Source organism: Leptospira wolbachii serovar Codice str. CDC, from assembly GCF_000332515.2.
In the GTDB taxonomy this organism is placed as follows: Bacteria; Spirochaetota; Leptospiria; order Leptospirales; family Leptospiraceae; genus Leptospira_A; species Leptospira_A wolbachii.
The window spans coordinates 106,093-119,615 of record NZ_AOGZ02000008.1; the positions used below are offsets into that span (position 1 = coordinate 106,093).

The 13,523-nt window shown below is 40.7% G+C and carries 10 protein-coding genes; all 10 read right to left on the reverse strand.

Annotation, left to right across the window (positions count from 1 at the left end; all coding sequences use genetic code 11):
• Positions 1–9: 9 nt before the first annotated feature.
• Positions 10–249 carry an FmdB family zinc ribbon protein gene (locus LEP1GSC195_RS02295; protein WP_040506269.1) on the reverse strand — a complete coding sequence of 80 codons (240 nt, stop codon included), beginning with the start codon at positions 247–249 and terminating at the stop codon, positions 10–12.
• Positions 250–259: 10 nt separating this feature from the next.
• Positions 260–1,714, reverse strand: coding sequence for an SH3 domain-containing protein (locus LEP1GSC195_RS02300; protein WP_015679865.1), 1,455 nt, complete (start codon positions 1,712–1,714; stop codon positions 260–262).
• A gap of 21 nt (positions 1,715–1,735) precedes the next feature.
• A complete protein-coding gene (locus tag LEP1GSC195_RS02305) occupies positions 1,736–3,277 on the reverse strand; it encodes a TolC family protein (RefSeq protein ID WP_040506222.1) in 1,542 nt (513 codons plus the stop codon).
• A 57-nt stretch (positions 3,278–3,334) separates the two neighbouring features.
• Positions 3,335–4,225, reverse strand: a complete 891-nt coding sequence (gene sucD / locus LEP1GSC195_RS02310; RefSeq protein WP_015679870.1) for a succinate--CoA ligase subunit alpha — start codon at positions 4,223–4,225, stop codon at positions 3,335–3,337.
• A 12-nt stretch (positions 4,226–4,237) separates the two neighbouring features.
• Complete coding sequence (gene sucC / locus LEP1GSC195_RS02315) at positions 4,238–5,407, reverse strand: ADP-forming succinate--CoA ligase subunit beta (RefSeq protein ID WP_015679970.1); 1,170 nt, start codon at positions 5,405–5,407, stop codon at positions 4,238–4,240.
• Positions 5,408–5,573: 166 nt separating this feature from the next.
• Entirely contained in the window at positions 5,574–7,487 is a 1,914-nt protein-coding gene (locus LEP1GSC195_RS02320; RefSeq protein WP_015680009.1) for a PAS domain-containing sensor histidine kinase, read from the reverse strand.
• 78 nt (positions 7,488–7,565) lie between these two features.
• Positions 7,566–8,825 carry an NHL repeat-containing protein gene (locus LEP1GSC195_RS02325; protein WP_015679838.1) on the reverse strand — a complete coding sequence of 420 codons (1,260 nt, stop codon included), beginning with the start codon at positions 8,823–8,825 and terminating at the stop codon, positions 7,566–7,568.
• 143 nt (positions 8,826–8,968) lie between these two features.
• A complete protein-coding gene (locus LEP1GSC195_RS02330; protein WP_015680087.1) occupies positions 8,969–9,664 on the reverse strand; it encodes a hypothetical protein in 696 nt (231 codons plus the stop codon).
• A 48-nt stretch (positions 9,665–9,712) separates the two neighbouring features.
• Positions 9,713–11,086, reverse strand: a complete 1,374-nt coding sequence (locus tag LEP1GSC195_RS02335; RefSeq protein WP_015680133.1) for an Lcl C-terminal domain-containing protein — start codon at positions 11,084–11,086, stop codon at positions 9,713–9,715.
• A 97-nt stretch (positions 11,087–11,183) separates the two neighbouring features.
• On the reverse strand, positions 11,184–13,484 hold the full coding sequence (locus tag LEP1GSC195_RS02340) for a PP2C family protein-serine/threonine phosphatase (protein WP_015680038.1): 2,301 nt from the start codon (positions 13,482–13,484) through the stop codon (positions 11,184–11,186).
• Positions 13,485–13,523: the final 39 nt, after the last annotated feature.

Consider the following 13,523-nt stretch of genomic DNA (forward strand, 5'->3'; position numbering starts at 1 on the left):
AGAGAGACCTTAAGGAGTTCCTGAATCGCTACTGCCAGTCGAAGGCGGAGTGGAACCAGAGTCGGTTTTTTTGTAATCGGTTACGTAAAATCCAGATCCCTTAAAGATGATTCCTGCACTGGCTGAAATTCGGCGTTCGACAGTTCCTTTTTTTCCACAGAGGCACTCTGTGAGTGCATCATCTTTCATTGACTGAACGTGTTCAAAGTCTTTTCCGCATGTATTACAATGGTAATCGTAGGTAGCCATAGTTCCCCCTCTAATGGATTCCTGTTCTAATTTCAAAGAGTATCACTTGTTCCCTGTTCGGTTCTTTTGCTAGTGGGAGACAAATTTCCCAGGAATAACCGCCCGATGAAAGGGCAGATTCATCCAAAGGAAAAGAATGGATGGACTGGATGAGTCCCGTATTTCGTCTCCAAAGACTTGCGTTCCATTTGTCCCCTTTGCGAGATCCAATGTGTAAGGACAGGTTTTCTCTTCTTTTTTCACCGTCTAGGACATATCGATTTTTATTTACCCAAATGGATTCTTTATCCAAAGAGATAGAATAGGCTAGGTGATCCTTGTTTTCGTAATTTAGGTGGAGCTCTAAAAAAGAGATAGGGAGATTGGAGTCTGTAGGTTGGAAGGAAAACTCAAAGTAGTTTTTGTCACCTGCGAGTTTTTTACAAATTCTCTGTAAACCTTTTGATTCTTTAGTTAGACCATAGATCGGAAATCCTGTCTCGCCTGAGATACGAACCGAGTCTCTGGGAATATAATCACCAAAGAAGGTGGCAGGGATTTGGGTTCCATTCCAACCTTCAAAATCGATCCGAACCTCATTTTCGCTAGACTTAAATCGTTTTTCCAATTCTGCAATGAGAGTGGGGTTGGGAGGAACCTCTGTTAAAAATCCAGAAAAAATCCATGCGGATCTTTGTAGGTTAGGAAAGTAACATCTCTTCCAATGTCCGGAACTACCGGCAATGGTTTCTGTACCTGCATCTTCTTCTAAACAGATTGCCTGTTCAGGTTCCGTGATTTTTCCCACTTCGGAGTTCTCGCGGCCTGGTCCACTACGAAGGTTGACATTTTTTCCTCGTAAAATCGCTGTTTGGTGGAAGAGATTGGTATTTGTTGTATTGGCTAAAAAATGTAAACTTTGTAATAAAAATTCAGATTCAATCTCTCCAATGGGTTCAAAAGGAAAACTAAGTAGGTTTGTGAGAGCACGGCTAAACCGATCTTCCATTCCGCGTGGATCTTCCAGAATGAGTTTTAGGAGCAGGTTTGTCACTTCTGGTTTGGGAATTGGCTTAGTGAGTGTCACAATCTTTGTGATGAGAGCTCTTTTGTAACCGTCACCATGTTTTTTTAAATTGGGAAGGTATGGATCCTGAATATGGTAATAGGTTCCACGAGTGGTTTCCCATTCTGCAAGTTTGGTTTCCGAACGTGATTGGAAAAAGGATTGAAGCTCTTTGGTTGTTTCCTTCTCGTTCAATTTTTTTTCCAATTGAGAGATGGTTTCGGAAAGGATGGTGAGTTCTAATTCACTGGAGGGAATTTCTTTCTCCTGATAAAGTCCAAGGACTTTGAGATAGGATTCCGATTGGTAGAGGTCGTAGGCTTTGTCTTCTCTCTCTCGAAAGTCAACAAAGGCATAAGTAACAAGGGCGATAAAAAGAAAAACTAGGCTAAAAGCAAGAAATACACGGGAGCGTATCAAAAGAATCCTCCCGTTTTAGTCTTAAAGATTTTCAGGTAGGAGCTTGGATCTTTCCACTCCGTATTCTTCAAACAAAGCATTTTTGGCAACATAGTATCTGTGTAAATTGATGTTGTAATCTACTTTGACTCGGACAAGTGACAACTGGTCTTGCACATGAGTATCCAAAGCATTTTTGACTGCGAGTGCATTGAAACTTCCTTGTTGGAAGGAACGTAACACTCCATTGTAATACTTTTTAGATTCGTCTTCAGTGCGTTTTGCATTTTCCAATACCTGGTAGGAAGCCTTTAAGATATCAATCCGTGTTTTAACATCATCAGAAACTGCTTTCACGAGGTCTGCTTCTTCCAAAGAAACTTGGCGTTTTTGGATTTCTGCATCGCGGATTCCGGCCTTCACTCCCTTATCCATAATCGGATAAGAAAGGTCAAGGGAACCTTGCATTACGGGATATTGGTAAGAAAATACTCCATGACGGTTATCAGAATAGTTGTTTTGTGGACTAATCGTATTTTGCGCTTGGTATCCGTAAGTGCCCGCAGCTTTTAAGGATGGGAGCGCTTCATTTTTAGCAGTTTTCATCGAAAGTTCTGCATTTTCTTTTTTTCGGACGATGGCACGGAAATCTGCTCTGTGTTTGTATGCGTAATCGATATCGGCTTGGTAGTCCAACTTCGTAGGAAGAGATTCCGAAAGAGGTGTTGTCTTTTGGAAGATGGTATCTTCTGGAAGGTTGAGAGAACGAATGAGTTTACGGCGAGCCTCTTCTCTTTCTGCACTTGCTTGTGCCATTTGTCCTTCCACTTGAGAGAGAAGGGCATTCCATTGGTTGACTTCAAAACTTTCAGAAAGCCCAAGTCCTTGTTTGCGGATGGTAAGATCCCGAACATTCTTTGTGTTTTTTAAAAGTTGTTCGAAGGTTTGGTATCCAGATTCTTTCACAGAGTAATTCCAATAATCTACAAGAGTGGCAACCACTTTACTTGCGACTTGGTCTTCCATTTGCTCCCGCAAAATCTCTGTTTGGTTTTCTAGGATTTTTTCCATATTTCTTTCATTAGCACCAAAGGCATTTTTTAGTAAATCCTGGGCAATGGTTACGGAAAGAGTATCTGTATATAACGGAGGAAGGCCGAGAGCTGTAAATCCCGCAGGAGTTTTGTTCGGATCTTCAAAAGCGTTCGAGTCAAAACGTTGTGACTTTGCTTCTAACTTAAAATACGTTCCTGTTGTGAAGAGTTTTTCTAACCCAGCACTATAGGTATTGGTTTGGGTTTTAGTTCCCGTAAAGATATTGTTTTGGTTGAAAGGGAATTGTTTTTGATCCAATTCCGCTTTGGAAAGAGCTCGCCAAGAATACTTTCCCTCATATTTCATAAGAGAAGAATCTGCTTTTGCTAACTCCAAACGGGCCTGCATGACCTCGCGGTTGTTTTCAATGGCATACTTGACTGCATCTTGTAAGCTAAGTGTAAATCCCTTATCTCCAGATTCCGCAGCCAATAGGCCGACGGAAACGAGGAGGATCAATGTACTTGAAACCCATGAACGTTGTTCCATACTGTTAATTCAGACTCCTCATTCCCTTTGAATAGCTGTTTTTTTTGAGGCAAACCCTTATTTTTTAAGGGCTTGTTTCATTTTATCGCCTACTTCCCCAATATGTGCACAGATGCTGATTCCAGCGTCTTTCATTGCAGCAATTTTAGAAGTGGCAGTTCCCATGCCCCCGGAAATGATCGCACCGGCATGACCCATACGTTTTCCTGGAGGAGCTGTTTGGCCGGCAATAAAACCAACCACTGGTTTTTTTACATGGGCTTTGATGTAAGCTGCGGCTTCTTCTTCCGAAGTTCCACCGATCTCACCAATCACAACGATTCCTTCAGTGTCCGGGTCTTCATTTAAGAGGCGAACTGCTTCTACGTGGTTCATTCCGGGAACAGGGTCTCCTCCGATTCCAATACAAGTGGACTGGCCAAGGCCTGCCGCAGTAAGGGAAGCAACGGATTCATAAGTCAAAGTTCCTGAACGAGAAACGATACCAATGTTTCCAGGAGTGTGGATAAAACCTGGCATAATTCCCATCTTTACATTGTAGCGAGGGTTGATCACACCGGGGCAGTTTGGTCCTACCAGTTTCGTTTTAGAATTACGAAGCACACTGTATACTTTTAGCATATCGTGAGTAGGAATTCCTTCCGTGATACAAACTACGAGTGGGATCTCAGCAAAGATTCCTTCCAAAATCGCATCAGCTGCGAAAGGAGGGGGAACAAAGATCACGGCAGCGTTCGCACCGTCTTGGATCATTGCATCTTTGATGGTGTTACGAACAGGAGCAGTTTTTCCTGTTTCGGAAGTCCAGATCTGGCCACCTTTGCCTGGAGTGACTCCGGCAACTACTTTTGTACCATATTCCAACATTTGAGTCGCATGAAAGGATCCTTCCTTACCGGTGATCCCTTGGACGACTACTCTTGTGTTTTCATCAACTAATACAGCCATGTTTTATAGTTCCTATTTTTTGATTAGGGAGACAATTTTGTCTGCCGCGTCACGGAGTCCTTCCACTCCAACAATATTCATTCCGGATTCGTTCAGGATTTTTTTCCCTTCTTCTGCATTGGTTCCTTTCAAACGAACCACTACTGGAACCGATACATTTACCTTTTTGGTTGCTTCGATAATTCCCACAGCCACTCGGTCACAACGAACGATACCACCAAATACGTTTACAAAAATACCTTTAACGTTTGGATCAGAAAGGATAAGACGAAAGCCATTTTCTACAGTAGTAGGGTTCGCTCCACCTCCGACATCCAAGAAGTTTGCAGGTTCAGCACCAGCTAACTTAACGATATCCATAGTTGCCATCGCAAGACCGGCCCCATTTACCATACATCCGATGTTACCATCTAACTTTACGTAGTTGAGGTTGTATTCTTTTGCTTTTACTTCATACGGATCTTCTTCAGTGATGTCACGAAGAGCTTCGTTTTCAGGGTGGCGATAAAGAGCGTTTTCATCCAAGTCCATCTTGCAGTCACCTGCGATGATTTCGTTTTGTTTAGTCAGGATGAGTGGGTTGATCTCGAGTAGAGCGGCATCTTCTTTGATGTATGCGTTGTAAACGGAGTTTACAAGAGCTGTGAAGGATTTTTGTGCTTCCGTTGGAATTCCTAAAGCGAATGCGAGTTCACGCACTTGCGAACCTTGGATTCCGATTCCTGGATCAATTTGAATTTTGATGATTTTTTCTGGATGAGTCTCTGCAACTTCTTCGATTTCCATTCCACCTTCGGTAGAAGCCATAATGATGGTTTTGCGGAAAGCGCGATCGAGTAGGATGGAAAGGTAGTATTCCTTTGCAATTTCAAGACCTTGTTCCAAATAAACTTTGAGAACTTTTTTTCCTTCTTCACCGGTTTGAGGGGTGATGAGTTGCATTCCTAGGATTCTTTCCGCTGCTGCTTTGGCATCCTCTTTGGTTTTGGCGACTTTGACCCCGCCACCTTTTCCTCGTCCACCAGCGTGGATTTGGGCTTTCACCACCACTACGGGTGATTTTTGGACAACTTCGCTATATGCCTTTTCGAAATCACCGACTGTGTCGATGACCTTTCCGAAGGGAACGTTGGCATTGTGTCTACGTAGGATTTCTTTGGCCTGGTATTCGTGGACTTTCATGGATTTCCTTATGTCATTGGTACGTCCGTAGGGCAAACCTACGGATCACTAAGGTAAGCCTCGGGGGTTGGGGGAGATTGTCAAGACCGAATGGGTGGTTCTACTGATGCAAACTGTGGGAACGGAAAATTCTTGGATGTTGAAGTTTTAAGCAAAAAAGAAACAACTATATGGGAGCAGACTCGTTTGGATTTTCTGGGAAAAGGACCGTGAACGTAGAGCCCATTCCTTCCGTGCTTTGGACTGAGATGGTCCCCCCGAGAACCTCTACTTGGGATTTGGTGATAAACAGTCCGATCCCACGTGCGTCTTCGTTTTTATGAAAGGTCTTAAACATACCAAAGATTTTGTTACCGTGTTTTTCTAAATCAATTCCCAGGCCGTTGTCTTCTACAGTGAGTTGCACTTGGCCAGCTTTCTTTTTTGCGCTGATTCGAATAAATGCTCCATTCTTTAAACGTACATATTTGATCGCATTAGAAACTAAGTTTAAGAGGATACTTTCCAAGTATACAGGAATGATTTTGAGTTCTAAATGATCTTCGATTTCCAAAAACAATTGGATATTTCGCGATTCGATGGACCCTTTTAGAATGTTTAAAGTTTTTTGAACTTCACTATTGATTGAACAAATCTCCATTGGTTTGTTTAACATCTGGTTGATGGAAATGATATCATTCAAATGAGTGATGGTTTCGTTCAATTTGTCAGAAGATGCATGTAACATGTTCACAATGTTTCTTCGTTCCTCCTCAGAAGGATTTTCTTCTAGTAAATCAATGAGAGATGTAAAGTTAGAGGAGTGTTGGCGGATGTTATGGGAGACAATATAGGCAAAGTTTTGTAAACGACTGTTTTGGATTCCTGTAAAGTGGAGCATACGGTTTGTGTTTTCCAAAGCCTCTACTTCTTCAGTAATATCGAATCGAATGGATAAAAATGATTCTATAGAATCATTTTTATCATATAAAGGATGAATGAATGTTTGTAACCAAAAGAAATTTCCTTGTTTGGATTGGTTCCGAATCACTCCTTCCCATGGGAGTCCTGATAAAATGTCTTTCCACATCTTTTCCCAAAATTCTTTCGGATGAAATTTGGAATTTAATTTTCTATGATCAGAACCTAAAAGTTCTTTTTCCGAATAACCAGAAATTTGGATAAACTTTTTGTTAGCTCTCAGGATGGTTCCTTTAGTATCGGCAACACTCACTATCGCTGACCGTTCAATGGCATCAAGGATTGCTTTTAGTTTTCTATTCTTTAATTCAATTGTATTTTGTGTGTTTTTGAATTCTGTAATGTCAAGAAAACTTGCAGTAGCACCTTCTAGTTTTCCATCAGCGTTGTAAAGTGGGGAGGCATTGACACTAAGCCATTTGACTTTTTCTCCATCAGCTATGATCCCATGTTCGCAGTTGTAAACCGTTTGTTGGTTTCCAAGTGCTAGGGTTAGTGGTAGCTCTTCTGCGGGAAAAGGATTACCATCCTCACGAATCTGTCGCCAATCCTTAGAGGTAAAGTATTTGTTTTCGATCTTGTCGATACTCAGCGAAAGGATATTGGCAGCACTATCATTTGCATAAATGATTTGTCCTTGCAGATTAACAACCACCACTCCATTAATCATTGTTTTTAAAACACGATCTAATTGTGATTCATTTTCGCGAAAAGTTTTTTCAGCAAACGATAGTTCTGTGACATCTTCGAACAAGAAGAAAAAATAATTGTCTGAAAGTTGTTTCGCTAGTAACGAATAGACCTTTCGAGATTCAGATATTTGATCGGATAAAAGCTCTGCATTTAAATAAATAGGAGAACCATTTTCCTTGGATATATCTGAGAGGATATGGGAAAGTACACCTTCTTTCTGTAAGTTGGGGAGTAATTCTTTTACTGTAAGTGGATTTTCTGGTTGCGATTGAAATTCGATAAAAGATTTTGCGAGCGTATTTGCATAAATTAACTTACTTTCTAAGGAAAAATCTAATGTCGGGGACTCGAAGACAAACACTCCGAAAGGAAGTTTGTCTGCAAAGAGAACAAAGGACGAATGACTGTTTTGATTAAATGATTCCATCGATTGTCTTCTTTCGCAGGCGGGCAACCTACATCCATCGGACGAATGGAACTTGGAAATTATGGGACAAGTTTGGGATTATAGTTTATTCCAGTAGGGAGAGAGCCTTAGGGAAGGACAGAACTTCCCGAGGGAATTGGTTTGAATGACATCAAAACGATCCGCTAAATGGGGTGCCAAATAAATTTCTCCATCGGGTCCTAGGGCTCCCCCTCGATAGGAACCTGCGGGTTTGGAGAAGAGGGTAGTTATTGTATGGTCTTTTGTGTCGATGGAAATAAAATTAGAATAGTCTTCTGGGATAGGATAAATTTTTCCATTGGGAGCAAGGACAGCTCCATTGAACATAGAACCAATGGCAGCAGGAATGTTGGTAACTGTCACTATTTCATCTGTTGTTGTGTCTAGATAAATCAAAGGAATCTGTCTGAATGGAATCATATAGATTCTGCCATTGGGAGTGAGAATTCCTGAAATATAAGCATTACTGCCTGGAAATACATGAGGGTGGGTGGAAACTGTATCGTCCTTCGTATCCAAAATGTACATTGTAGTACTCACAAATGGAATAAAATAGATTTTCCCTTGTGGGGTAAGAACCGCTGAAGAAAAACCTCCACTTGTCGGGGTAGAAACTGTTCCGATAGTTTTAGTGTTTGTGTCATAGTAACGAATGTTTGTTTCTGAACTTGGTACAAAGTATATCTTTCCATTGGGAGCATACATGGCACCATTATAGGCAGCACCTACCAATGTTTTATTCCCAACGATCGACAATGAATTCTGAAATGTATCTAAAGCATAAAAATTTAAATTTTGATGTGGTGAAAAATAAATGATACCCGCAGGGCCGAGAGAACCACCGATAAAGTCAACGGTTCCCGGAACCGTTCCGGCATTAGAATATATTTTAGAACTAGGATTGATGGCTAAAATTTTGGTGGAATCGTAAGGTAAAAAATAGATATCTCCATTGGGAGCATTTAAGGCACCTTGGAAAGCTGGATAGGATGTGCTTATTACAGAAGCCACTGTTTCCGGTCTATATTGAATTAGAGTTTCTGGAGCACCAGATCCCAAAGCAAACTGAGTTTCCATTTCCTTTTTAACAGCAGGCCAATTGGCATCCAAATGGGTTTCTTCGTAAGTCAATTCACAGGCAGGGGGATTGGAATTCAGGCGATACCCGCACTGGTTACTTTTGTCCTTTGAAATGAGCCTAAAAAGAATGTTTGGAAGGAATAGCGAGTTCTCAGCATCGCAAGTGTTGTTTACCTTTGGATCGGCACAGGAAATAAAAATAGTAAAAGCTAAAAAGGAAATTAAGAAACGGTTCATAAATCTTTCGTTATAGATGCTACAAAAAACTGGATGGCAAAAGCAAGTCGAATCTAATTAGGAATGCTACGGAAGAGTCCGTAGCGAAAAGTCGGCGGTTTATTTTTTTGTTCAAAAATCTGTTCAAACTTTATAAATTGAATTTAATCTTTGTTAAAGTGTATGAGCGTTTCTTGTCGGGTTAGGATTTTTTTCCCCGTAGTGGTAATGACTGGAAAAAAGTTTGGATCCCTGTTTGGGTCTGTAAGCAGAAGTTTTACGTCCCGAATTTTTTCGTAACATTCTTTCATAAAGAGTTGGTGGCCACATCCGAGTAGGTGGTATCCTTCATGGATGAGAGTGGATTTGGGACTGGTAAACAAAATTTGGATGGTGGAAATGTATTTTGCTTTGATGTACCCTCTTGTGTTGGTTTGGCCTTCGACGGCTCCTTGGACTTCGAGTTTTAGACCCACTCCCACAAAAAGGCCCAGTGTCAATACTTCAAAGGTTATATCTCCCCAAGTCCTTCCTTTTAGATAAAGCAACCGATCGCAATCTATTGTTAGTTGGCGATCCATCAAATAACCCAGAATGTCTGTTCCCCAAAATCCGGGCCTTTCCATGACATCTAGTAGAATTGGTTCAGCTTTTAGGTTGTAGAGAGAAAGTTCTTCATTCCAGGCAAAAAACAATTCTTCTGTTTCTTTTGGTGTGATGTCAGGTTCCCTAAGAATACAGACTCGAAAATTTGCTTCTGGTCCAAAGGAAATTCCTTCACGAACTTTTGTTTCATGAAAGCCAATGGTCGTACATTGGAAAAGAATAAGGATGAGAAGATAAGGAAAAATTTTTAGCATTTTCAATGGAAAGTTCTACTTTTTAAATTTTCCCTTTTTCGCCAAACCTTAAAAATCGGAGACACATCGAGTTCTGTTTGTATTATTTCCTTTGGCATCGTTTCCACCGCTCGAGCTTCCGAAAATGGCAACAAATGCATTTGCTGGTGTCGATAGTTGGGTGGTGGATGTCCAGTAGTATTCTCCACCTGCAATTGCTGTGTTTGGAAAGTAGATAGGATCAACTCCAGGACTACCGTAAGTGATGTAAAAGTCAATGAGGCTTCTTATTTCGCTCGCATTCGGAAGTCGCCAGGTTTTTCCCGCTAGGTTTAAATTTTGGCAATAACCGAGTGCACCCGACCAATTGCTGAGGAGATCCGTTCCGCCAGCACAAGTACTTAGGTTGGTTTGTCCTGCTGTGCACCTTTGCCAGACAAGAGAGGTGTCTAGGTCCAGAATGGTTCCATCATTGTTATTGATAAGTCGTTTGGCAGTTGTGGGAGGGGAATTGGAAACACAGCGCAAATTATGTAGGTCCCCCACGGAATTGGCTCCAATGGTCGATTCAATAATCGTGGCATAGAAAGCGTTTGCGGCGGATCCACTCAAGGTATTGCTTTTATAATTCCAAGCATCAGTTCCTGGAAAATAAGTTTGGTTGATTGATGGATTGGTAAGTGAATAATCATAAGTACTAATGTATTCCTCTATTTCAGGGACTCTCCAATCGGTGCGATTGGCATATCCAGATCCGGAATTGAGACTGGCACATTCGGTCTGGGCAGACAATAATGTAAACGTTGTTGTACCAGTAGGCGTGCACCCAACTCCTGTTTCTCCTCTTAGACAACTAGTCCAGATAAGTCCCGTAGTTGAGTCGGTTGTGATCTCTACACCAGCGACCGTGTTTGGGCCAGAAAAACTCTGTGCGATCCCTCTCTGGAATTGACCATCTTGCCCGGGAATCGCTGAGCAACTTGGATCCGGAACTGGGGTAGGTGCGGTTGCATCATAACAAGTGGTGCTATTTGTTTTGAGAGGAAGTTTTCCCATCCATGCTGGAGTGTACGAACAACTTGCGGAACCTTTCGGGTTGCTGGCCGTGATGGTGTAAGATTGCCGGTTTGCCTTCCATCCCGAATAACGCCCCTCTAACGATAAAGAAAAGGGAGAAAAGGCAATCCCTTCTGGGAGTGGGGGATTTGCGGACAAACTCAAACGGTCACCATCGGATTCGAAATTTTCTAGAAAGAAATTTCCATTCAACTGCGGTTTCAAAGGAGGACAGTTTAAATAGCTCGGCGGGGTTACTTTTAAGACCAGTCCACAGTGCGGAGATTCATCAAAATTTATATAACGAACGAGAAGGCTTTCTAAGTAGGAATTAGATTTGGGATCACAAAGATTATTGAAATCAGATCTCCGACAATAAGATGACACAAAAAGAACCCAAAAAATACATATAGCGTTGAAGGTTCTGGGTCGCATAGATTCTGATTCTCAGATCAGATGATCCTTCCTCTGATTCTTTAGGGATTTAATCAAGAACTTTCTTTCGTAGGTCGTCGATCTGTATTTTAAAGTTTTCCATACGTTTGAAATCGGAGGTAAGTAAGGAAGCAAGGGCCAGAGTTTTTTCTGCTTTAGGCAAATTGTTTACTAAGAGGTAAAGTTGCACAAGACGTATTAGGTTGGATAAATGCCCTGGGTTTCTCAATCGGATCCTTTCTGCCATATCGATGGCTTTCCCGTATTCTTTTGTTTGTTTGTAAGTGAAGGATGCTAAATAAATGAGATCGGTATCACCGGGAAATTCTTCAATATAGGAATTGAATTTTTCAGAAGCGGATTGGTAGTCTTTCATTCTCACTAATAGGCGGATTAGAGCTTTTAGGATCTCTTGATTTTCAGGGTTAATTTTGTTTGCCTCTAATAAATTGTTTTTTGCTTTCTCTAATTGGTTTTCTTTTATATTCGACCTTGCCTTTCTCATCAGTTCATAGGATTCTTTTCGGATCGATCTTGGCGGTTGGGTTAAGTGTTCTTTAAAAGAAATCCGCATCAAACTCAAATCATCTGTAAGTTCTCCTGTTTCTAAAATGGATTGGTAAATTGCCTTTAAGTCCCCATTTCCTTTTTCTACATGATGTAAAAATAATTCTTCGTCGTGATTTATTTTTCTATAATCCGTTTGGGTAACAAATTCAATGTCATCACGACCATCAGATCCTAATATCAAAATATCACCAGTTTGCAGTTGTAAGGTGGATATTTCTAGAGCGTTTTCTTTTACAGGAGTTCCTAGTTTTCTAAGTTCCGAGTTGGTTTTAATGAATTCTGATTTTCCATTCCGAAATAAAACGGACCAAGGATGTTCTGCATTGAGATAATATACTAAACCTGTTTCATCATCGATGAGACCCATCACCATAGATACTAACATAGAACAATCGAAACTTTCGAAAATATGGTGGAGTTCTTGGAATGAATTTTTAATCCATCGTTCCGCATAAAGTAGTTTCACAGACTGCACCGCGAGAGACCTCTCTAAAATGGACTGTACGGCAGCACCCAGAACCAAAACACCACCGGCTCCTTGCAAGGACTTCCCCATAGCATCTGCGTTGAGAAAAAAAGTATAATCCTTACCACGTAAGGAAACAGTTCTTGTGATACAGATATCACCACCAATTTCGTTTTCTCTACCATGGAATGTGAAAGTCTTCTTTTGTTTGATAAAAAAATCTGTTTTGACATTGGTCCCAAGGGTTTTATTCAAACTTAAAGGTTTTATAAGTAGAGATGTAAGGAAATAATCCCCATCTTGTTGTTTTTTTAGGAATTCTACAGTTTCTAAACTGTTCCTTAACTCGGATGTTTTTGCTTCGACTAATTCTTGTAAGTTTTCGCGAATTCTTCCGACTTCTCTAGTGGCTTTTTCGAAGTTTTCTGCAAACTGAATGAATTCCTTATCGATCGATAGGATTGGAAGAGAACCCCTCCCTCCACTTGCTAAACTATTTGCCGATTCATTTATTTGTTCTAATGTTAAATTGATTGATTGGAAAAACATAAAGATGAGTATAACCGCTTCAAAAAAAGTCATAGTAATGAAGGCAGAAATTTTGATTAAACTGGCGTTTCCAAATGAGATAAAAATTGCAAGGACACTAAGTGAGAGCAAAATGAGAATTAGTAAAAAGATAAACTTACCTTTCAAACTCATAATCCCATGATTTTTGTGAATGGTCACATCACGATAGGATAGAATTTTTTTGATCTCCACCCGTTTGGCACCGGTAAAATAATCAGAGATAATATAAGAAAAACCCCCGTAAACAAAAGCAGCGGCAAGCCATCCAACAAAAATCAGAGATAATTCATACAACGGATGTTCGTAGATCAAATATGTGATGGATACAGAAATGAAGATAAAAATCGCATACCGAAAGGCGGCATACATATTCTCTTTTGGAAAATTGATAATCGTGTTTAACAAACTCTCTAATTCCAAAATATCTTTATGTCGGATCGTTTCGTTGGGTTTTAGGTTTGCATTGAGTTTTTTTGTATCGGAACGAAAGCCCATAATACCGAGAGGGGTTAGAATTCCGAATTCGACACTATGACCAATAGCAGCAAGAGCTGTGGTAATTACGAACACCCAAACTACTTGTGGGTGGTTTTCGATGGTGAATTCCGGGATTAGGGCAGATCCGAAGAAATAGGCGTAGAAGGCTCCAAAAAAGGCACCGAGAAGTGAAAAGAAGACGATGGCAAAACTATAGGAAATATACTTATAGAAGAATTTGAAAATACGTTCAAAAATGCTGCTCATCCGGATTCTCCTTTGGGAGACAAAGACTAAAGGCAAAAT

Coding starts and splice junctions, on each gene's coding strand:
- LEP1GSC195_RS02305 (WP_040506222.1), bottom strand. CDS start 3,277: ATGGAACAACGTTCATGGGTTTCAAGTACATTGATCCTCCTCGTTTCC.
- LEP1GSC195_RS02325 (WP_015679838.1), bottom strand. CDS start 8,825: ATGAACCGTTTCTTAATTTCCTTTTTAGCTTTTACTATTTTTATTTCC.
- LEP1GSC195_RS02330 (WP_015680087.1), bottom strand. CDS start 9,664: ATGCTAAAAATTTTTCCTTATCTTCTCATCCTTATTCTTTTCCAATGT.
- LEP1GSC195_RS02340 (WP_015680038.1), bottom strand. CDS start 13,484: ATGAGCAGCATTTTTGAACGTATTTTCAAATTCTTCTATAAGTATATT.
- LEP1GSC195_RS02295 (WP_040506269.1), bottom strand. CDS start 249: ATGGCTACCTACGATTACCATTGTAATACATGCGGAAAAGACTTTGAA.
- LEP1GSC195_RS02320 (WP_015680009.1), bottom strand. CDS start 7,487: ATGGAATCATTTAATCAAAACAGTCATTCGTCCTTTGTTCTCTTTGCA.
- sucC (WP_015679970.1), bottom strand. CDS start 5,407: ATGAAAGTCCACGAATACCAGGCCAAAGAAATCCTACGTAGACACAAT.
- sucD (WP_015679870.1), bottom strand. CDS start 4,225: ATGGCTGTATTAGTTGATGAAAACACAAGAGTAGTCGTCCAAGGGATC.